Source organism: Anaerofustis sp. LCP19S3_F7 (assembly GCF_052119445.1).
GTDB classification, from domain to species: domain Bacteria; phylum Bacillota; class Clostridia; order Eubacteriales; family Anaerofustaceae; genus Anaerofustis; species Anaerofustis butyriciformans.
In genome coordinates this window covers 20,587-42,172 of sequence record NZ_JBQKFF010000007.1, presented here as the reverse complement: position 1 = coordinate 42,172, position 21,586 = coordinate 20,587, and the positions used below count along the sequence as shown (strand labels likewise).

Annotated in this window: 23 protein-coding genes; 14 read left to right on the top strand and 9 right to left on the bottom strand. The window is 27.6% G+C overall.

What is annotated here, in order from left to right; genetic code table 11:
* Positions 1-61 precede the first annotated feature (61 nt).
* The gene (locus tag ACTQYZ_RS07765; protein WP_441416344.1) at positions 62-1,096 is read right to left on the bottom strand and encodes a zinc-binding dehydrogenase; all 1,035 of its coding nucleotides are present in this window, start codon (positions 1,094-1,096) and stop codon (positions 62-64) included.
* A gap of 291 nt (positions 1,097-1,387) precedes the next feature.
* Here ACTQYZ_RS07765 and ACTQYZ_RS07760 point away from each other — a divergent pair, with 291 nt between their 5' ends.
* The gene (locus ACTQYZ_RS07760; protein WP_441416343.1) at positions 1,388-1,843 is read left to right on the top strand and encodes a PTS sugar transporter subunit IIA; all 456 of its coding nucleotides are present in this window, start codon (positions 1,388-1,390) and stop codon (positions 1,841-1,843) included.
* Between the two features lie 25 nt (positions 1,844-1,868).
* Here ACTQYZ_RS07760 and codY read toward each other — a convergent pair whose 3' ends face one another.
* The 3 genes from codY to ylqF form a co-directional block, all read right to left on the bottom strand.
* Positions 1,869-2,639 (bottom strand): GTP-sensing pleiotropic transcriptional regulator CodY, encoded by a 771-nt coding sequence (gene codY, locus ACTQYZ_RS07755; RefSeq protein ID WP_441416342.1) that lies wholly within the window; start codon positions 2,637-2,639, stop codon positions 1,869-1,871.
* Positions 2,640-2,751: 112 nt separating this feature from the next.
* Entirely contained in the window at positions 2,752-3,888 is a 1,137-nt protein-coding gene (locus tag ACTQYZ_RS07750) for a ribonuclease HII (protein ID WP_441022400.1), read from the bottom strand.
* Between the two features lie 9 nt (positions 3,889-3,897).
* Positions 3,898-4,725 carry a ribosome biogenesis GTPase YlqF gene (ylqF, locus tag ACTQYZ_RS07745; protein ID WP_441022402.1) on the bottom strand — a complete coding sequence of 276 codons (828 nt, stop codon included), beginning with the start codon at positions 4,723-4,725 and terminating at the stop codon, positions 3,898-3,900.
* A 216-nt stretch (positions 4,726-4,941) separates the two neighbouring features.
* Between ylqF and ACTQYZ_RS07740 the strand changes: the two genes are divergently transcribed.
* Entirely contained in the window at positions 4,942-5,226 is a 285-nt protein-coding gene (locus tag ACTQYZ_RS07740; protein WP_441022404.1) for a hypothetical protein, read from the top strand.
* A 6-nt stretch (positions 5,227-5,232) separates the two neighbouring features.
* Here ACTQYZ_RS07740 and ACTQYZ_RS07735 read toward each other — a convergent pair whose 3' ends face one another.
* The 3 genes from ACTQYZ_RS07735 to ACTQYZ_RS07725 all read right to left on the bottom strand — a co-directional run bounded on the left by ACTQYZ_RS07735 (position 5,233) and on the right by ACTQYZ_RS07725 (position 8,682).
* A complete protein-coding gene (locus ACTQYZ_RS07735) occupies positions 5,233-6,234 on the bottom strand; it encodes a C45 family autoproteolytic acyltransferase/hydolase (protein WP_441022408.1) in 1,002 nt (333 codons plus the stop codon).
* 147 nt (positions 6,235-6,381) lie between these two features.
* Positions 6,382-7,353: an acetylxylan esterase gene (locus ACTQYZ_RS07730; protein WP_441416341.1), complete on the bottom strand. Its 972-nt coding sequence runs from the start codon at positions 7,351-7,353 to the stop codon at positions 6,382-6,384.
* A 24-nt stretch (positions 7,354-7,377) separates the two neighbouring features.
* On the bottom strand, positions 7,378-8,682 hold the full coding sequence (locus ACTQYZ_RS07725; protein WP_441416340.1) for a PTS galactitol transporter subunit IIC: 1,305 nt from the start codon (positions 8,680-8,682) through the stop codon (positions 7,378-7,380).
* A gap of 269 nt (positions 8,683-8,951) precedes the next feature.
* Between ACTQYZ_RS07725 and ACTQYZ_RS07720 the strand changes: the two genes are divergently transcribed.
* The 3 genes from ACTQYZ_RS07720 (at position 8,952) to ACTQYZ_RS07710 (ending at position 10,609) form a co-directional block, all read left to right on the top strand.
* The gene (locus ACTQYZ_RS07720; protein WP_441416339.1) at positions 8,952-9,722 is read left to right on the top strand and encodes a DeoR/GlpR family DNA-binding transcription regulator; all 771 of its coding nucleotides are present in this window, start codon (positions 8,952-8,954) and stop codon (positions 9,720-9,722) included.
* A gap of 127 nt (positions 9,723-9,849) precedes the next feature.
* Positions 9,850-10,116 carry an aldo/keto reductase gene (locus ACTQYZ_RS07715; RefSeq protein ID WP_441416338.1) on the top strand — a complete coding sequence of 89 codons (267 nt, stop codon included), beginning with the start codon at positions 9,850-9,852 and terminating at the stop codon, positions 10,114-10,116.
* A 13-nt stretch (positions 10,117-10,129) separates the two neighbouring features.
* The gene (locus ACTQYZ_RS07710) at positions 10,130-10,609 is read left to right on the top strand and encodes an aldo/keto reductase (RefSeq protein WP_441416370.1); all 480 of its coding nucleotides are present in this window, start codon (positions 10,130-10,132) and stop codon (positions 10,607-10,609) included.
* A 35-nt stretch (positions 10,610-10,644) separates the two neighbouring features.
* Here the strand turns inward: ACTQYZ_RS07710 and ACTQYZ_RS07705 are convergent, their stop codons facing one another.
* The gene (locus ACTQYZ_RS07705) at positions 10,645-11,478 is read right to left on the bottom strand and encodes a peptidoglycan-binding domain-containing protein (RefSeq protein WP_441022418.1); all 834 of its coding nucleotides are present in this window, start codon (positions 11,476-11,478) and stop codon (positions 10,645-10,647) included.
* Between the two features lie 93 nt (positions 11,479-11,571).
* Here ACTQYZ_RS07705 and pyrR point away from each other — a divergent pair, with 93 nt between their 5' ends.
* The 5 genes from pyrR (at position 11,572) to ACTQYZ_RS07680 (ending at position 17,279) form a co-directional block, all read left to right on the top strand.
* Positions 11,572-12,075, top strand: a complete 504-nt coding sequence (pyrR, locus tag ACTQYZ_RS07700; protein ID WP_441416337.1) for a bifunctional pyr operon transcriptional regulator/uracil phosphoribosyltransferase PyrR — start codon at positions 11,572-11,574, stop codon at positions 12,073-12,075.
* A gap of 9 nt (positions 12,076-12,084) precedes the next feature.
* On the top strand, positions 12,085-13,023 hold the full coding sequence (gene whiA / locus ACTQYZ_RS07695; protein WP_329384382.1) for a DNA-binding protein WhiA: 939 nt from the start codon (positions 12,085-12,087) through the stop codon (positions 13,021-13,023).
* A 15-nt stretch (positions 13,024-13,038) separates the two neighbouring features.
* Positions 13,039-14,211, top strand: coding sequence for an HD domain-containing protein (locus tag ACTQYZ_RS07690; protein ID WP_441022422.1), 1,173 nt, complete (start codon positions 13,039-13,041; stop codon positions 14,209-14,211).
* 168 nt (positions 14,212-14,379) lie between these two features.
* Positions 14,380-15,474: a redox-regulated ATPase YchF gene (gene ychF / locus ACTQYZ_RS07685; RefSeq protein ID WP_329384389.1), complete on the top strand. Its 1,095-nt coding sequence runs from the start codon at positions 14,380-14,382 to the stop codon at positions 15,472-15,474.
* 104 nt (positions 15,475-15,578) lie between these two features.
* On the top strand, positions 15,579-17,279 hold the full coding sequence (locus ACTQYZ_RS07680; RefSeq protein ID WP_441416336.1) for a B12-binding domain-containing radical SAM protein: 1,701 nt from the start codon (positions 15,579-15,581) through the stop codon (positions 17,277-17,279).
* A 24-nt stretch (positions 17,280-17,303) separates the two neighbouring features.
* Here ACTQYZ_RS07680 and ACTQYZ_RS07675 read toward each other — a convergent pair whose 3' ends face one another.
* Positions 17,304-17,735 (bottom strand): hypothetical protein, encoded by a 432-nt coding sequence (locus tag ACTQYZ_RS07675; protein WP_441022426.1) that lies wholly within the window; start codon positions 17,733-17,735, stop codon positions 17,304-17,306.
* Positions 17,736-17,847: 112 nt separating this feature from the next.
* On the opposite strand from ACTQYZ_RS07675, the gene recD2 reads away from it, so the two are divergent.
* Genes recD2 through ACTQYZ_RS07655 form a run of 4 tightly spaced genes read left to right on the top strand, consistent with a single transcriptional unit; the run spans position 17,848 to position 21,583 of the window.
* The gene (gene recD2 / locus ACTQYZ_RS07670) at positions 17,848-20,061 is read left to right on the top strand and encodes an SF1B family DNA helicase RecD2 (RefSeq protein ID WP_441416335.1); all 2,214 of its coding nucleotides are present in this window, start codon (positions 17,848-17,850) and stop codon (positions 20,059-20,061) included.
* Between the two features lie 12 nt (positions 20,062-20,073).
* Positions 20,074-20,814, top strand: a complete 741-nt coding sequence (locus ACTQYZ_RS07665) for a ComF family protein (protein WP_441022430.1) — start codon at positions 20,074-20,076, stop codon at positions 20,812-20,814.
* A gap of 23 nt (positions 20,815-20,837) precedes the next feature.
* Entirely contained in the window at positions 20,838-21,446 is a 609-nt protein-coding gene (locus tag ACTQYZ_RS07660; RefSeq protein ID WP_441416334.1) for a ComF family protein, read from the top strand.
* Positions 21,443-21,583 (top strand): ComF family protein, encoded by a 141-nt coding sequence (locus ACTQYZ_RS07655; RefSeq protein WP_441022684.1) that lies wholly within the window; start codon positions 21,443-21,445, stop codon positions 21,581-21,583. The genes ACTQYZ_RS07660 and ACTQYZ_RS07655 overlap by 4 nt, the downstream gene beginning before the upstream one ends.
* Positions 21,584-21,586 lie beyond the last annotated feature (3 nt).

Here is a 21,586-nt window from a genome sequence, read left to right as displayed (position 1 = left end):
TTCATTATTTTTTTCAATAAAATTTTAAACATAAAAAGACACTTTAGAAAGTGTCTTAAAATTAATCTATAATAATTTCATTTTTTATTACTTCCCCATTAGCATGAGAAAGAAGCGCATCTAAAGCATTATATAGTTTAAAGCTTTTGTTTATCATTAAATCTTCAGGAAATTCTCCTCTTTTAATAAGTTCAAAAACCATTCCTACATGTTTAGGTGTGGTATAATAACCCCCCTTAATTGTAAGCTGAGAATAATGAAGTAATTTTGTATCTACTGTTATGGTTGTACCTGGTTTACACCCTCCAAACTCCATAACCATTCCGCCTTTTCTGGCCATTAGCATATTTTTTTTCCATACTTCAGGAACTCCAGTCGCTTCTATTGCAACATCAACACCTCTTGAATAAGGAGTTAATTCTCTTACAGCCTCAACTTGATCATCAACTTCCTTTAAATCCACCACCATGTCAGCTCCGAGTTTTTTAGCTGTTTCAAGTCTTAAATCAGTAAAATCACAAGCAATAACAGTAGCACCTTTTAATTTTGCACATTTAAGCATCATAAGTCCTATCGGTCCACATCCGTTTACAACGACTAAATCACCAAGTTTTATATCAGACAAATCCACTCCATATACTGCGCAAGAAAGAGGTTCTAACAATGCGGCTTGTTTATGCGACATATTATCAGGTATCTTAAACACATTTTCTTTTACGATTTCAGCAGAAATTCTTACATATTCTGCCCATGTACCTTTCATTAACTTCAAATCGTCACACATACTATAATCTCCAACTCTGCATGAATAGCAAGAATGACAAGGTGCTGTATTATGTGACGCAATCCTATCTCCTATCTTAAAATCGCTTACGCCTTTTCCAACTTCATATACAATACCGCTTCCTTCATGTCCAAATGCTACTTCATTATGTCCAAATGCCAAGTTTGGATAACCTCTTCTAAAAGTTTTTACATCGGTTCCACAAGTCAGTGCACTTTTTACTTTCATTATAATTTCACCGTCATTAGCTTTTGGAGTTTCTAATTCCATTATTTTTAAATCTTCGACTCCGTTTAATACTGCTGCTTTCATATATAACCTCCATAATGTTGTTATGGCTATTATATTTTTAAGAAAAAAAAGAAACAAACATAATTCTTCCATTCAACATAGGAAACTTTAAATATATATATGAAATTATTAAAATTAGAAAAAAAAATAACTTATTTGCCAATATATTATTAATTCTTATGCAATTAGAAAAACAAAAAAAGAATATATTTTATTATTTTCCTTAAAAAACGGAAAACAATAATTTGAATTAAAAATAATAGCATTTATTATAAATTATATAAAAACACGAAAAGGAGTACATAATTTAAAATGATTAGTCACGAAAATATTTACTTAAACGTTGAAGTTAATGATTATAAGGATGCACTTAAAACATTAGGAGAACTTCTATACAAAAAAAATTATGTAAAAGACACATACACAAACGCCTTACTTAAAAGAGAAGAAATAAGCCCAACAGGTTTAACTATACATCCATGGTCAATAGCAATTCCTCATACAGATCCAGAACATGTAATAAAACCATGTATAATTATTTTAAAACTAAAAAATGATATCGAATTTAAAGAAATGGCATCAAATGATAAAACAGTAAATGTAAAATATATTTTTGGTCTTGTATTTACAGATGGTAAAAAACAAATCCCTCTATTGTCAAGTATTATTAATATGACACAAAATCAAGAAGCTATGGAAAATCTACTTAATGCAAATGATGAAGATGAAATTTATAATATAACAACAAAATATATAAATAACATATAAAAAAGACACTCAAAAGAGTGTCTTTTTATTTATTTAATTGAGCTCTTAATTCTTGATTAACTATTTTTATATACGTTCCTTTCATACCAAGAGATCTTGTTTCTATGATGCCTGCACTTTCAAGCTTTCTAAGTGCATTTGAAACAACAGATCTTGTAATTTGAGCTTCTGTGGCAATTTTACTTGCAACAACGACTCCTTCATTTTTAACTTCTTTAAAAATCATCTTTACGGCTTCAACTTCAGAATATGATAAAGTTGAAAGAGCCATTTTTGCTGCAGCTATATCTGCGGTATTTTTCTTTCTTTGATCTTGAATATATCTTAAAAGTTCCATAACAACTATGGCAGCAGAATATTCACATAATATAATTTCATCGTCATCAAATTTTCCGCCATATTTACTAAATAACAATGTACCTATTCTTTCGCCTAGACCATTTATAGGTACGATGGTCATATATCTGTCTTTATAAACACAAGGTCCTTGACTTCCAAAAGTACAAATCGGACTTTCTTCATATATATTTTCTACTGTGTCTGTATAAGAAAGTAATTTTTCTGTGAAATTTTGAGGAAAATGTGCTTCTTCATTAGGATAATAAGTCAAATCACATTTAAATCTGTCACTTGTTGAATAAGCAAGAATTGTTCCGTCATTTTCTGATATGTATACATTTACCTTCAAAATTTTACTCAACTCATTTGTTAATTCTTCAAAAGATACTACTTCTACGGCCGTAAGTTTTAATATCTCATTTAACTTTCTTATTCTATCGAGCAAAATCGATTCCATAAAAATGTCCTCCTAAATTATATACTATATACAATATTACACTAAAAAAAAATACTTTTCAATAAATATTCTAAATATTTTGAAAAGTATTAAGTTTTCAGACAATAATATACTATTTATTTTCTCTAAATGCATCTTCTATAACATTAACATCAAAAGTTCCCATTGATTTATCCGTTATTTCCACAACATCAAAACGAATTTTAAATTTTTCATTCAAATTTTTTTCTTTTAAATATTGTTTTGCACTGTCTATTATCCTTTTTCTTTTTTCTTCTCCTACATAGCTTTTAGGTGCAATAATATTTTTATGACGTCCTTTTACTTCTACAAAAGCAATTAAATCATCCTTTTTAACTATTATATCAATTTCACCGTATTTACATTTATAATTTTTATTTAAAATACTGTATCCATGTTTAACCAAATAATTCATAACAACATTTTCATAATTTCTACCTTGTTTTACTCTGCTATCTATTATATTTTCAGTAAAAGTTTTTCTATGAATAGGACAAAGTCCAATATTTCTTATGGCTTCAACATGGTCAAAAGTTCCATACCCTTTATTCTTTTCAAACCCATATTCCGGATATTCCTTTGCATATTCATCCATCATATGATCCCTATGAACTTTTGCAATAATACTTGCAGCTGATATCGAATAAATATTCGCATCCCCTTTTATAAAAGACTTCTGCTTTATATCTGTATCTAAATGAACGGCATCTATTAAAATCATATCAGGTTTTACATTTAATTTATTTACAGCTTCAAGCATAGCTTTTTTAGTTGCATTTAAAATATTAATTCTATCTATTTCATTATTATCAACTATTCCATAAGCATAACTTATAGCTTCTTCTTTTATCTTTAAAGCTATATCTTCTCTTTTTTGTGAGCTTAAAGCCTTTGAGTCATTCATATACATTATTTTACTGTCTTTTGGAAGAATAACAGCAGCAGTTACAACAGGACCAGCTAAGGGACCTCTGCCAACTTCGTCTATTCCAGCAATAAGCTTATAACCTTTATCATAAAGACTATTTTCGTACTCTTTAATATTTTCAAGTCTTTGTAACTCTTTATTATATTGATCTAATTTTTTTTGAAGCCTTAAAGCAAACTTCTCAAGCTCTCTTCTTCCATCAGACTTAAATACTTCAATATATTCTTCATATTCTTCAAACTTTATCTCATTTATGATTTTTCTTAATTCACTGACTTTTGTATTTTTTACATCTATCATTTTTTACTCCTATAAATCACAAACCCTGTCAAAAGAAATTTTGCCAATAAGACCATTTTTAAATTCATCTAAAACCGTAACGGCAGTTCTTAAATAATCGATTTCTCCACCTTTTAATAAAAATCCTCTTTTTCTTCCTATATCTTCATAAACTTCTATAGGCATTTTTTCAACATTTTCAAGCTTGTATCTTTCTTTTAATTTATCAGGATATCTTTCAATTAAAAATTCAATAAGTTTAAGACATAATTCTTCTCTATCCAAAATTGTATCTTTTACAGAACCAATAGAAGCAAGACACACACCATCTTCTAAATTTTCAAATTTTGGAGGAAGAACTCCCGGTGTATCCAATAGATAAACTTCTCCTTTTACCTTTATCCATTGTTTTGAAAGTGTCACCCCAGGTCTATTCCCTGTCTTTGCGTTGGATTTTTTTGTTATTGAATTAATAAACATCGACTTACCTACATTTGGAATACCTACTACCATAGCTCTTACTTCTCTATTTGCTCTAAATGTTGATTTAATATTATTTAAGTAAGATAATACTTCATTTATTCCTTTTTTACTCATAGAATCTATAAAGAAAACATCCTCACCCTTTTCTTTAAAATAATTTTGCCACTTTATAGTTTCCTTTTCGTCAGCCAAGTCACATTTGTTATATACTCTTATAAATTTTTTCTGATTTAATATTTTATTAAAATCATTATTTTCGCTTCTTATAACAGCTCTTGAATCCAGTAATTTTACAACAATATCTACATTCTTTAAATCTTCCTTTATTAGTCTTGTAGCTTTTGCCATATGCCCCGGATACCATTGAATATTCATAAATAACCTCTCATGTTAAATTTTTTTTAGCATATATTTTATTGAATCATTTTATTATAAAGGAAAAATAAAAACAAAAACAAGACTTTTATTAATTTTATTCCATGAAAGATAATCATTTGTCAAAAATATATCAATTATTCGACAAAAAAAATATTAAGTTTTTGTATATAATAAAGAAAACAATATGTTCATATGAACAAAGGGGGCAGGGAAATGATTACGAAGAAAGAAGAAAATCAAAATCATATTTACAAGGTTGATTTACAAAGTTCAAAAAATGACATTATAAGAAAAATGTCTAAAGTGGAAATGGATATTATTTCTTTAGATAAAAAAGATTTTAATTCCGTTTTAAAGATTTATAAAAAAATAAACAATTTAAAAGAATCTGTTAATCATCTTAAACTTTTTTCTAAAGAGAATGACTTTATTTTATCACATATAGAAGCTCATATAGAAAAATACGAATACTATTTAAGAAACCAATATAGAATATAAAGAGCTTTAAAGCTCTTTATATTCTAATCTTTTATCTACTTTATATGTTTTCCTTTTGGGATTTCCATCATAAATATATGCTTCATTTTTGTTTAAAACATATACACTTGACCATAAAGTATCCATTTTTGAATGTTTATCATAGTCACACATAAAACCATATTTTCCTTTTAAAAGAGAACTTGCATATTCAAATGAACATTTCTTTTGTTTTAAAAGAAAATTATACATCGTTTTATATCTTTCCCTTGAATATATTTCATCTTCAATGCTACAACTATATTTTTTCATCTTAATAGAATTAAAATCATTTGAACAACATAAAAAATTATTTTTTTGTCTTATTATGTTTATATCTTCACAATTACATTCAACCAAAGCCATATATCCATATCTATCAGCCATTAAAATATTTTGCGAAGATGAAATAGTTAGATTTTTTAATTTTTCTATTCCTTCATTAACATCCATACACTTTTCAAGTAAATTTCTAACTATTACCCCACCGTTCAAACCGGGTTTTATTAAAGAAGGATAAACAAAAGTTAAACCTGCAGCAAAACCGAACTCATTAACGCCATCTTCAATTTCAGACATTGCAGTTGTGTTACCCACAAAAGAATAAGAATTATCCAAATGATAGTAACAACTATCACATACATTTTTAAATTCAACAAGATAATCACTATTTCTTCCAAAAATAATATTTTCACAATCTTTAAAAGTAAAACAACTGCAATAATTATTAAACATAAAATTATACATACAAAATATAAAGGAAGAAAAACAACTAAAATCTACCTCTAACCCATCACTTATTCCCTTTAACTCATCTAAAAATTCAGGGTATTCTTTTTTACAAATAATAGCGGATTTTAAGCCAAAATCTATCATTTCAGCATTTAAAAGTTTTAACTTTTCATCTATATATTTTCTGTTATTTTTAAGCTTCAAACCATATTTTAATCCGGCATTATAATGTGATGAACTAAACCTTGAATGGTACATATTTACCTCCTAATATTTTATTAAAAGGTACCTTTAAAACAGAATAACCGAATAAAAAATTTATGTCAACCAAATAAAAAAGACAACTTTATATAATAAAGTTGTCTTTATATTTACTAATTAATAATTTTAATTTTAAAGGCTATATTATAGATTTTTCAAATAGAATTGGAATAAGTCATTATCCTGAAATAAAAGCTGAGGCTCATGTCCATAATCAGGATAAATAACCATTTCTTTTTCTGATTTAATCTTGTTGTAAGTGGCAAATTGAGTGCTTGGATGACAATTTTCATCTTTAAAAGCCAGTGTCCAGTGAACTTTTGCTGTTATTTTATCTGCAAAGTTTTGTATATCAACATAGCTTAGTTTTCTAAACACTTCATCTTCTTTTTCGTGTTTTGGATCATGTCTTCTAAAGAACTCATTAAATTCATTACATTGAGAAATATCAAGCAAATCTTCTTTTATTGTATGTTTTATATCGCTCATGAAAGGATATGTAGGAGTAATTACTTTTACACCTTTTACTAAAGCAGAAGAAGCGATTGTTAAAGCACCGCCTTGAGATTTACCATTAATACCTATCCTTGTTTCATCTACTTCTTCCATACTCATTAAAGTTTCCACAGCTTTAACACCGTCAAGATATATATTTCTCGCGAAAAGTTTAGTTAAATCGTCATCTTCAAGTCCACGTATGTACTGTCCGTAATAACTAGGCCCGTTTCCATACCAAGGATCCGTGGAGTAGCCTCCCTGCCCTCTTACATCCATTGCCAAAATAGCAATATCATTATACACATAAGGTAAATATTCAAAAGGTCCTTTTGAACTTGAACCATATCCATGAAAAAATACAATCCCCGGTATTTTATTTTTTATTTCTTTAGGTCTTATATAAAGACAATGAATTTTAGCACCAAATGTTCCTTCAAAAAACAAATCAAACTGCTCTATTCCCTTTTCCAAAAAATCTCTTTCTTTCAAAATGTATCCAGACTTTGTGTTTTCTTCCAAGTCTTTTAAAGAATCCCTCCAAAACTGATCAAAATCGTCAGGTCTTGGACTTTCTCCCATGTAGTCTTTATATTTATCAATTGAAGATAATAATGGCATAGTTATATTTCCTTTCTTTCTTAATTATAAACAGATAAATTTAGCTAATACAAATGGTACCCAAGTTATCCATTGTCCACCGATAGCAAGGTTTGTGATTTTAGCAGCGCCATCAGGTACTGTTATGTTTGCTGCACTTGCTAAACCTGTTAAAACATCTGCTCCAAATGTAGATATAGTTAAAACTATAATACATAAAACAGTCATTTCTACTAATCCTCTAAATAAGTTCCCTTTACTTGATACTACACAAGGTACAGCAAAGAAAGGAAGTACCGCTAGGTCAGCAAGAGGAAGGACCGTATTGTAAGGTAAGATAATAGCTAGAATAAGTATTATTGGAATAGCCAATAAACCTATTGAAATTACAAAAGGGTGTCCTGTAGCAACTGCTGCGTCAAGACCAATATATAATTCTTTACCAGGGAATCTTTTTTCAAGGAACGCCTGGGTACCTTCAGAAATAGGCATTAAACCTTCCATTAAAAGTGAAACCATTCTAGGAATTAAAACAAGTACTGCAGCAACATTCATACCAACAATTAAAATTTGTTGAACAGCTGTACCTACATTAACTTCAGAAGCTGTAAATTGTGCAAGAGCTGATAAAAATCCACCAATAATAAATCCCATCATCATTGGTTCACCAAGTAATCCTAGTTTTTCAGCAATTCCTTCACTTGTCCAATGTATATCTTTTATACCAGGAATTTTTCCAAGTAACAAATCTATTGGGTATGTATATAAGTAGTTACACATTGATTGACAGTGAGGCAATGAAATACCTTTAAGCCCAAATACTTCAGCACAATCTGCTTGTGTCCAGTCAGCAATAATAAACATAATTCCCATTATTACCATTGCTTGAACAATAGCAATTACCCATGCCATAGATGAATAATCACATACTAATAATATAGCTGATGCTGAGAACAATACATGCCAGTAATTCCAAATATCAATATCCATTGTCTTTGTCCATCCAAGCATTATCATTACAATATTTGTAATAATAATAGCCAAAAATACAAAAGGAACAACAGAAGTTGACCAAGCAATAGCAGAATCTGTCGCCCATCCAACATCCACAGCAGTTAGTTTAAAATTCAAATTTTCAACCAATGCTGTAGCAACAGGAGAAATTGTACTTGATAAAAGTCCTATAACAGCATTTAAACCAATAAAGCCAACACCGAATGTCATACCGGCTCTTATAGCTTCACCAAACTTAATACCCATAATAAGTCCTATTATCGTAAATATAATAGGCATCATTACAGAAGCACCCATATCAATTATATAGGTAAAAATATTTTGTATAATTTGCATTTTTTTATCTCCTTTAATTATTCCAAATTAAAATTATATATTGTCTAAACATGAAGGACTTCTTTATTTTTTTTGAACTATTTAGACAATATATGTGAACCATATAATGCATTTTATATTAAAAGGTTCATTTTGTCAATATTTATTAACTAATTAGCTCATAATTTTTAAATGAATATCGTTTTCTTATCTATAAATTAAAAAAATGGTATCTTTTAGCTCAAAAATATGTTATATTGTAATAAATTAATGAACAGGAAGAGGTAAAAATGTTGGCAAAAAAAAATATCGAACGATTAAATTCAATATATTCTTTTGTTAAAAACGCAGGCTATGCATCGGTAAATGAACTTACTGATATGTTCCAAGTTTCAATTTCAACAATAAAAAGAGATTTGGAAATTTTAGATAAAGAAGGAAAATTAAAAAGAGTATCCGGAGGAGTAACAATCACAAGAAATGAATTAGATACTCCAACATCAATTGTTTCTTATGCAAACATAAATACAAATAAAAAAATAAAAATAGCCAAAATGATTAACGAAGTAATAGATGACAATGATTCTATCTTTTTTGATGTAGGGTCTTCTTGTTATATGGCATATAAACATTTAACAAGAAAAAACACAACAATATTTACTCCGTCCATACAAATTTTAACAACGGAAAATGAAAATGTAGCACATTTATATTGCCTTGAAGGAGAAGCCGTAAGGCCTTACCTTATAATAAGAGGATTCCCTCTTTTAGAAAATCTAAACAGAATTGACCCAAATAAAATAGTATTTTCATGTATGGGACTTAATGCAAATTATAATTTAATTGGAAGAGTTGATTATGATAACTATATTTTAAGAAAACTTCTTGAAATGAATGGAGAAAAAATACTATTATTGGATTCTTCAAAAATATGTATGAGCAACGAATTTTGTGTGCCCGGCATTGAAAAAATAGACATATTAATAACAGATGACAATATAGATGAAAAACACGTAAAAAATATTGAAGAAAAAGGTGTGAAAGTTATTATAGGCAAATAAAAATTTTTAATAATATAAAGAAAGAGGTGTTAAAATGAACAAATTAACCGACACATTCAAATTAAACAATGGAATAAACATTCCGTGTATAGTATAAGGAACATTCCAAACTCCTGACGGGAAAAGCGTGGAAGATGGAATAAAAGAAGCCTTAAAAATCGGATACAGACATATTGATACGGCTTATTTTTATCAAAATGAAAAAGGTGTTGGAAAAGCCATAAGAGAAAGCGGAGTTAAAAGAGAAGATATCTTTGTAACAAGCAAATTATGGAACAGCGACAGAGGATATGAAAGTGCAAAAGCTGCTTTTGAAAAAACAATGGATAATTTAGGGCTTGAATATCTTGATTTATTTTTAATCCACTGGCTTGCAATAAAAAAAACAATTTGATAATGCTGAAGAAATAAATGCTAATACATGGAAAGCATTTGAAGAAATATATGAAACAGGAAGAGTTAAAGCTATAGGACTTAGCAAATTCCTACCTCATCATATAGATGAACTTATGAAAACTGCAAAAATCAAACCAATGGTAAACCAAATAGAATTCCATCCTGGTTTTGCTCAAATTGAAACAGCAAAATACTGCTTAGAAAATGATATAGTAGTAGAAGCTTGGTCACCACTTGGAAGAAAAGAAGTTTTAGAAAACGAAACACTTGTAGAACTTGCGAAAAAATACAATAAATCAACAGCTCAAATTTGTATAAGATGGGTTCTTCAACATGATATTCTTCCTCTTCCAAAATCAGTTACACCAAGCAGAATACTTGAAAATAGTCAAGTTTTTGATTTTGCAATAAGTGAAGATGATATGAAAACAATAGATAATATACCTTGTTGCGGAGGACAATGCGCAAATCCTGATGACGTAGATTTTTAAATTAAAAAACAGACAGTTTAAACTGTCTGTTTTTTTTAATTTTCAGTATCTAAAGACTTAGCAGTCTTTTCATCTATATTACCACTTACTGTAAGACCTTTATCTGTTTGATATTGTTTTACCGCAGCAGTTGTATTTTTATCATAAGTACCACTTGCAGTTCCATCCAAATAGCCAAGTCTTATTAAAATTTCTTGATAAGATTTAATTATATCTCCTTTATGTCCTTGTTTATAAGTTAAAGACTCACTATCCAAACTCTTTCTCGTTTGAGCATCCATTGTTCCTGTTTGAGAAAGCCCTTTTGCCTTTTGATATTCTTCACAAGCAACTTTTGTTTCAGCCGTAAAGTTAGCATTAGGTTGTTTTTCCAAATATCCTAAATAATATAAAATATAATTATATTTTTCTATATCAGAACTAGATTTTCCTGATTTGTATTCAACAACTTCGCTATCAAGAGATTTCATGGTATTTTTATCCAAAGTTCCGGTTTCTTTTAAACCTCTGCTGTTTTGATATTCTATAACGGCATTTTTCGTTGTTCCATCAAAAGTATTAGTTGGAGAATCAGAAAGAAAATCCAAGTAATATAAAATTAATTTATAACTTAAAACTTCTTCTCCACTATCCCCTTCTTTATATGTAGTTGAATAATCTTTTTGAGAAGTAATTAAATCACTATCGTCAGTTATGTTTCCTGTAAGATAATCATCTAAATTTCCGGCAAACGCATAATATATTGTTTTTGTATTCAAATCTACGGAAAAAGAATCTTTCAAATAACTATCACTAAAAAATGATGCTGTTAGCAATATAAAAAACAAAAATGCTACTAAATATATAAAAAATGATTTTATTCTCTTCATTAAATTACCTCTATATTTGGACAATTTTTTATAAATATGCTACAATTATAACATAATGTAGACTTAAAACAAAATATTTTATTGGAGAAAAACATGAAAATTTTAATGACCAATAACGATATAAACAGAAGCATAAAAAGAATATCTTATGAAATAATTGAAAGAAATCATGGCGTTGAAGATACTGTAATAGTAGGTGTAAAACAAGGAGGAGTATCTCTTGCAAAGATGATTGCCAATCACTTAAGCAGTATGGAAGACACTATTGTTCCGGTTACATTTGCGGATATAACCCCATTTAGAGATGATGAAAAAAAAGAAGATAATAAAATTGAAGATATATGTACGGATATAAATGATAAATTAGTTATTTTGGTAGATGATGTTTTGTATACCGGGCGTACAATCAGAGCAGCCCTTGAATATGTATTTCATTTTGGAAGACCAAAAAAAATACAGCTTGCTATTTTGGTTGATAGAGGTCACAGACAAATACCAATAAGAGCCGATTTTGTAGGTAAAAACATCCCTACATCAACATCAGAAAATGTAAATGTAGTAATTGATAACGAAAATTCATTTGTAGAAATAAACTAAGGAGAAAAAATGAGCTTTTGCAGCGATATAAAAAATAATTTAAGCCATATCAATTTAAATAACCTTTACGAAAAAGAATGTGAAATATATGGATATTTACACTGTATAAGTTTCCTTTCCCTAAAAGGAAGAGGACAATTCAATTTGATATTTGAAACCGAAAACCCTTCTGTCACAAGAAGGATTTTTACTCTAATTAAAGACGTTTTTTCCATAAACCTTGAAATAGCAGCAAAAAAAAGTAATCTTAGAAAAGGACATTATTTATACAACTTAATTGTAATAAACAGCGAAGACTCAATGAATATCCTAGACTATTTTAATATTATTGATTTCAGCTCAGGATTCGAAGTAAATAATACAATAAAAAAAGATATACTTCCAACTTTAAGCGAAATAAGACATTATCTTCGTGCAGTTTTTCTATCATGCGGTTATGTCAGCGATCCAAAGAAAAAAGGATATCAAATCGAATTTGTATTTAATAAATTTCAGTATGCAAAAAACTTTATAGAGTTACTAAAAACTATAAATATTAATCTAAAATTTATAAAGAGAAAAGAAGCATATGTGGTATATACAAAAGATTCCAACACCATTACAGAACTACTTGGAAATATAGGAGCACATAACGCCGTTTTGGAAATAGAAAGCACAAAAGTAATAAAAGAAATGAGAAACAACGTAAACAGAAGATTAAACTGCGAAACGGCAAATATGGATAAAACAATAAATACAGCACTTAAACAAATTAATGCAATAAACAAAATTAAAGAAAAATACGGCATGGACTATCTTGATGAACCACTTATATCATTGGCAAAAATGAGACTTAACAACCCTCAAGCATCTTTAAATGAACTATCTAATATGTTTGACCCTCCGATAAGCCGCTCAACAATTAATAATTGGTTTAAAAAGATACTAAAAATCGCCGATACAATTTAACATAGGAGGAGAAAAATGAACTTATATACAGACGAATTGGAATTTTTTGATAAAGAACTTCTTATTGAACATTTTACAAAAAAGAAAACAAATCCTCTTTCAAAGCAACAAGCCATAAAATACTTAAATAACTTAGAAGCAAGTTATAGACAACGACTTAATAAAATAAAAGAATGTGAGTTTTCTAATAAAGAACTAATTTTAAAACAACTTCTTGAGCAATTAAGCCAATTTGAAAGAGATTATGAAGTTTATGGTGAAAATATATATAAAGAATATGAAACAGAAAAATTTGAACAAATATGGTTTTATTCTAAAATTCTAGAAGAACTTAAAGAATTAAATGAAAATATAAACACAAAAGATTTATTTATTAAATGCAATAATAAATTTTTTGACTTATTTGTAAACTTCTACTTTTATACAAAAGAAAATAAAATTTATGCAGATTCAATTCTTGGAACATCTTCAATAAACATACACGATACTACATGGAAAAAAGAAATCGGATTAGAAATTAAAGAATATGAATTAAAAGAAAACGACGATTATTATATTGAAATTTCTAAATCAGAAGCAGAAGTATTAGAAGACTTCTTCATGAAAGACATAAATTTAATTTATTCACAAAACATAAAAAAAGCACTTGATTATGCAATTTTCTATTTTACGGGAAAGAAAAGAAAAATATTAGATAAGCCTTATCTTTCTCATGCTTTAGAAACAATGCTTATTGCTTCATCTTTAACAAGTAATGAAAATGTATTAATATCCGCTCTTCTTCATGGGGTAGTTAAAAATTCCGATTCAAATATAATAGAAATAAAAAAATATTTTGGAATGAATATAGCTGAAAAAATACTTTTCATGACGAACATGGAAGAAAATTTCAACAACGAAAAAGACTGGAGTGAAGGAAAGAAAAATATTTTATATAAACTCGACAATGCAAATATAGAAATAAAAATACTTGTTTTATCAAACGAACTTTCAAAACTTCGTGAAATAGATAAAGATTTTGAAACATATAAAGATAAGGTATGGAGTTATTTCAACGAGCCTGACAAAAATAAACATAAATGGTATCACGAAGAGGTTCTTGAAAGATTATATCCTTTAAGATTAAGTGGTGCTTATGACGAATATAAGGAACTCATTTATAAAAATTTAACCAACATATATAATTAGAAGGACTAAAAAGTCCTTCTTTTTTGTAAACAATATAAAACCCCACTATAAAATACAATACAAAAGCTATTTATTATTCCTAAATAAACAAAAAGATAAACAACTTCCCCTTTACTAAACAAAAATTATATTATATACTTTATAAAGATTATTATTAAGGAGAAAAAAATGAAAATAGGATTAGTAGGACTACCAAATGTAGGTAAAAGTACATTATTCAATGCACTTACAAAAGCAAATGCAGGAGCAGAAAACTATCCTTTTTGCACAATAGAACCAAATGTAGGAGTTGTTAATGTTCCTGATGAAAGAATAGATAATTTAAGTAAACTTTATGACACATTAAAAACTGTATATGCAACAGTTGAATTCGTGGATATTGCTGGACTTGTAAAAAATGCCGGAAAAGGCGAAGGACTTGGAAACCAATTTTTATCAAATATCAGAAACGTACATGCAATACTTCAAGTAGTAAGATGTTTTGATGACGGCAACATTACTCATGTAGACGGAAGCATTGATCCGGTAAGAGATGCAGAAACAATCAACTACGAACTAATATTTTCTGACCTTGAGCTAATTGATAAAAGAATTGCAACAGTACAAAAAGCAGCAAAAAGCGGAAGAAAAGAAGAAAAATTTATGCTTGCAACTCTTGATAAAGCAAAGAAGCTTTTAGAAGAAGGGAAATTTATTAATTTAGATGATTTTGACGAAAATGAAAGCGAATATTTAAAAAGCCAAGATTTACTTACAACAAAACCTATTATGTATGCGGCAAACGTAAGTGAAGATGATTTACTTGAAGATAATGATTATGTAAAAGCATTAAAAGAATATGTAAAAGAAGTAAATCCAAATATCGAAGTAATAAAAGTTTGTGCAAAAATCGAAGCAGAACTTAGCGAGCTTGAAGATGATGAAAAAAACATGTTTCTTGAAGAACTTGGAATTAAAGAATCAGGACTTGACCAAATCATAAAAGAAGGATATAAACTTCTTGATTTAATAACATTCTTAACAGCAGGGAAACAAGAAGTAAAAGGATGGCAAATTAAAAAAGGTACAAAAGCACCGGGCGCAGCAGGAAAAATTCACTCAGATTTTGAAAGAGGATTCATTAGAGCTGAAGTAACAAAATATGATAAACTTATGGAAGCAGGAAGCGATGTTAAAGCAAAAGAACTTGCTTACACAAGAATCGAAGGAAAAGATTATGTTGTTGAAGACGGCGATGTAATATTCTTTAGATTCAACGTTTAAAAAGAATTAAAAAAGAACCTTATCGGTTCTTTTTTTATATTTATATTTGAAATAATAAAACAAAATAATATACTATATATATCTACATAAAAAGGAGAAAAAATATGAAAACAACTTTGGTTGGAATTAACAGCGCATATACGCATACAAATCTTGCAATATATTACTTATTCAATAACTCTATACCAAAAGGTATGGATGCAGAGATAAAACAGTACAACATAAACATGCCAAAAGAAAATGTTTTGGATGACTTATTCTCTCAAAAAAGCGATATTTATATTTTCTCCTGCTATATATGGAATATAGAATATATTTTACACATTGCATCTTCTCTAAAAAAAATTACAGATGCAATAATCATATTCGGTGGCAGTGAAGTAAGTTTTAATGCAAAAGATTATTTTGACAAATATGATTTCATAGACTATATTGTTGCCGGAGAAGGAGAAGAAATAACTTTAAAACTGTTAAGCAAATTACAAAAAAACGAAGAAGTAAACATTCAAAACGTATTTGATAAAAATTCAAAAGATTATACATATATAAAGCAACATATAAATTTTAATGATGTAATATTCCCATATAAAAATGTGGATATGAAAGAATTTGACAATAAAATAATTTATTATGAAAGTCAAAGAGGATGTCCTTACAACTGCAGTTATTGTCTTTCTGAGCTCGATAAAAGGCTAAGATTTCGTGATGTAGAAAAAGTAAAAGAAGAAATAATGTTTTTTATAAATAACAATATACCTTTAGTTAAATTTATCGACAGAACTTTTAATGCTGACAATAAAAGAGCTAAGGAAATAATTAAATTTATTTTAGATAACAGTAAACACACTAAATTCCATTTTGAAGTATGTGCAAATTTACTTGATGATGAAATAATAGAACTTTTTCAAAGTGCACCAAACGATATGTTTCAGTTAGAGGTAGGACTACAATCCATAAATGAAAATACCATAAAAGAAATCAACAGAACAACAAACACAGAAAAAATAGGTCAAAACGTAACAAAACTTTTAAAAAATGACAATGTCCATATTCACCTTGACTTGATTTCAGGACTTCCTTATGAAGATATTGAATCATTCAAAAAAAGTTTTAATTATGCGTATAATTTAAAACCTCATATGTTACAACTGGGATTTTTAAAAGTTCTTCACGGAACAATGATGGAAAAATCAAAAGATAAATATGATTTAAAATATAATAACTTTACACCTTACGAAATATTATCAAATAAATGGATGGATTATAGTGATCTTTCAAAATTGAAAGATATAGAGTTTTTAGTTGATAAATACTATAATTCAAATAACTTTTATAATACTCTTGAATATTTTGTAGATAAAATCGCTAAAACACCATATGATTTTTTTGAAAAATTATCAATATACTTTTCAAAAAATGAACTATATAAAAGAAGTCTTTCAAAAGAAGACTTATATGAACATTTATATTATTTCTTAAAACCTTTTGATGATGATTTTGCTAAAAATTTAGTAAGCTTCGACTATTTATCTTATATGAAAATCAGAAAACCAAATAAAGATTTTATAGAAGATATTGAAACAGTAAATAAAGAAAAGATATTTGAAATTATTAAAAAAGAAGAATTTAAAAATAAATACTTAAAAGAATATTCAACCCTATCAACAAAAGAAATATATAAGAAGATTAATATATTAAAATTCTTCATAAATCCAGTAACAAAAGGAAAAAAAGAAACTTATATTTTATTTAAAAACATAAAAGAAGATAAAGTTAGAATGGGATATAAATTTTATATAATATAAAAGATGACATAAAATGTCATCTTTTTAATTTATATCATGCAAATATTCTATTACATCATTTGGAACTTCAAAACACATTACACAATCTACTGATTTAAATTTGACAATATTATAACTATCAGAAACCAAAATATTTATTTTGTATTTTTTGTTGGTTAAGACATAGTTATAAGAAAAGTTATTTTTCTCGTTTTCTTTCCCCTTATACATTGCATCATTTTCGTAAACTTTCCAGTCATCAATATCAAGTTTATCTATGAATTCTATTATATCCTTTTTACCAGATATTGTTTTTATATTATCACTTGTTTTGATATCCATCACATTAATATCTTCTATACTATAAAGAACTTCTTTATAATCAATTATATTTGTATTTGGCGAATCAACATTAAAGGAATAAAAAAGAATAATTCCAAACACCAAAACAAATAACAAAATAATTATTTTTTTCATATCTTTCCCTCTATCAATGTATATTTAAATAATACCATAATATTAATTTTTTCAATAGTCATTATTTCTTTTTTGTTTTAATATGATATAATTTTTTATAACGAGGTAAGAAATGAGCGATAAAATAAGAGGAAAAATAGACAGGATAATTTATCATAATCCCGATAATTTATATACAATAGCAGATGTTGATTGTGATGGTATACTTGTAACCATCGTAGGTTATTTTGAAAATATAAAGACAGGACTTGACATTGAAGCAAGTGGAGAATATACAAACCACATTAAATACGGAGAACAATTTAAAGTCGAAAGTATAGAAATCATAATACCAACTGATACAGACTCAATATATAATTATCTTGCAAGTGGAATGTTAAATGGAATCGGACCTAAAAAAGCAAAAGATATCGTAGAACATTTTGGTGAAGAAACCATGGATATATTGGAAAATGACCCTATTCGATTATGCGAAGTAAAAGGAATCGGAAAGAAAACAGCATTAATTGTAGGAATAGAGTATAAAAATCAATCAAATATGCGTGATGTAATAATGAAGCTTGCAAAATACAATATAAAACCAAACTATGCAAGAAAGCTTTATAGTGAGTACAAATCAGATACTTTAGCTATAATACAAACAAATCCGTATGCACTTATTGACGATGTTTACGGAATAGGTTTTAAAAGAGCAGATCAAATAGCAATGAGTGTGGGGATAGAACTTGAAAGCCCTTACAGAGTTATAAGCGGAATAAAATATGTTTTAAACAATTGTTATCAAGATGGGAATACATATATTTTAAAAGATGATTTAGAAGAAAAAACAGCCAGAATGCTCGGAGTGGATAAAGATATAGTAGATCACCATTTAAAAACATTATTTCTCGATGACAGTGTAATAATGGAAACAGTAGATAACGAAGAAAGATGTTTTATAAAGCAGCTTTATGAAAGCGAATGCGAATGTGCAAAAAACCTTATGTATATAAACAGCTTTGAAGATATAAATAAACAAGAAATTGATTTTGATAGATTAATCGAAGGATATGAAAAAAACAATAAAATTAAACTTGATAAAAACCAAATTGAAGCTGTAAAAACTTCTATAACTTCAAAAATTTCAATCATTACAGGTGGACCTGGAACAGGAAAAACAACAATAATTAATGCTATTATTTATATACTTGGAAGCATAGGAAAAAAATATACTTTAACTGCACCAACAGGAAGAGCAGCAAAAAGAATGAGTGAATCCACCAAAAGTGAAGCAAAAACAATACATAGACTTCTTGAATATGAATACACACCACAGGAAGAACATTTTTTATCTTTTGGTAAAAACGAAGATAATCAAATAGACAGTAATTATATAATAATCGACGAAATGAGTATGGTTGACATAACGGTTTTTGATGCTTTCTTAAAAGCAGTAAAACCTAAGACATCTCTGCTTTTTGTTGGAGATATAGACCAGCTTCCATCAGTAGGCGCCGGAAACGTACTTGCAGATTTGATAAACTGCGATATATTCCCTGTAATAAAATTAAACACAATTTATAGGCAAGATAAAGAAAGTCTTATTGTAACCAATGCACATAGAATAAACAAAGGTCAGCTTCCAGTATTAAAAAAAGAAGCCAAAGATTTTTATTTTATTAATACAATATCTCAAGAAAAAATAAAAAGAAATATATTAAATATAATATACAATTATAAAAACACACCTTTGAAAAATTATGATTTATTAAAGGATTTTCAAATCATATCCCCTTTAAAAAAAGGACTCGCAGGAGTTAACGAACTTAATAAATCCGTTCAACAATTATTAAATCCGGAACATAAAGAAAAAAACGAATTAAATTTTGGACTTACTCTTTTTAGAGAAAATGATAGAGTAATGCAGATAAAAAACAATTATCAAATGAAATGGACAGATATTAATACTCTTAAAAAAGGTGAAGGTGTCTTTAACGGAGATATGGGAATAATCAAAAAAATAGATAAAGAGAAACAAACTCTTGAAATAGTATTTGATGAAGAAAAGAGAGTAACATATCAAAAAGATCAAATAGATGAACTAACACTATCTTATGCAATAACGGTACATAAAAGTCAAGGAAGCGAATTTAAGGCAGTAATAATTCCTATTTTTGGAGGATACAGCGGATTTTTAAACAGAAATTTACTTTATACGGCAATTACAAGAGCAAAAGAAATGGTGATATTAATCGGAGAAGTAAATGCACTTAAAAGCATGATTAAAAATGCTTATAAAAATAAAAGAAAAACAATGTTAAAAGAAAGACTCAACCAATATTTATAAAAGGAATTTTAAATGGATATTTTAAATATTTTAAAAGAATCTTATAATAGATTTTTTTATCCTAAAACACCAAAATGCAGCGTATGCAATAGAATATTTATAAACAAAAATAAAATATTCTGTGAAAAATGTAATAATAAAATAGAATGGATAAAAGGAAAAAGATGTGAAATTTGTTCGAGAGAACTCTCACCTATTTCATATTCTAATTTATGTAAAAGCTGTAAAGAAGAAAACAATTATTTCACACAAGGCTTTTCAATATGGAATTATGATAAATATTCAAAAAGAATAATAAAAAAAATTAAATACGGAGGATGTGAGGGACTTTGTTTGGAACTTGGAAATCTATTATATGAAGAAACAGATGAAGTGGATTTTTTATATGAAATAGACTTTATTATTCCAACTCCATCAGATAAAGAACGCTTTAAACAAAGAGGATATAATCAAGCAAAACTTATTGCAAAAGGCTTTTCAGAAAGTTCAAATATTCCAATGAAATCAAATCTTGTAGTTAAGTCAAAAGCAACAAAAGATCAAATTGGTTTAAACGAAAAACAAAGAAAAGAAAATTTAAAAGGAGCTTTTGAAGTAACAAACAAAGATGAAATAAAAGATAAAAACATATTAATAATTGATGATGTTTTAACAACTTCATCTACAATAAACGAGATAAGTAAAGTACTAAAAGAAAACAAAGCAAAAAACGTTTATTTTCTAACCATTTGTTCCAAAAAAAATATCAATTAAAACAATTAAAAAGTAGAAAATTTATGAAAACGTGTTATAATGTTAATATACTAATAAAAGAAACAATAAAAACGTTTTTTTATCCAAACAATACAAAATGTTGTGTTTGCGGTAAAATACTATTAAAAGAAGACAATATATATTGCATAGACTGTAATGATAAACTAGAGTGGATTAAAGATAATAACAGATGCGAAAAATGCTCTAAAAAAATATATGGAAAAGGACTTTGTAGTAATTGCAAAAACGAAAATTATTCTTTTAAAAAAGGATATAGTTTATGGAATTACGGAAAATATTCAAAAAAAATAATAAGTAAAATTAAGAACGAAAAACATAAAGGTTTGTGCATTAGTCTTGGTAATATTTTATATGAAAAAACCAATCACTTAGATTTTTTAAAAGAAGTAGATTTAATACTACCTGTGCCAATTCACAAATCAAAATTAAAAAAACGTGGTTTTAATCAAGCTTATCTTATTGCCAAAGGCTTTAAAGACAATACAGATAAAGAGTTAAGGGACGATCTAATTATAAAAACATTATCTAGAAAAGAACAAAAAAATCTAAGTAAAACCAAGCGCAAAACAAATTTATGGGGTGCTTTTAAAATAAAAAAGAAAATGAAATAAAAAACAAGAAAATTCTAATAGTTGATGACGTTTTTACAACAGGAAGCACCATAAATTTGTTAAGTGAAATATTATTATCAGCAGGTGCAAAGGAAGTTTATTTTTTAACTCTTGCAACCACTGAAAGCATTAATTAAAGA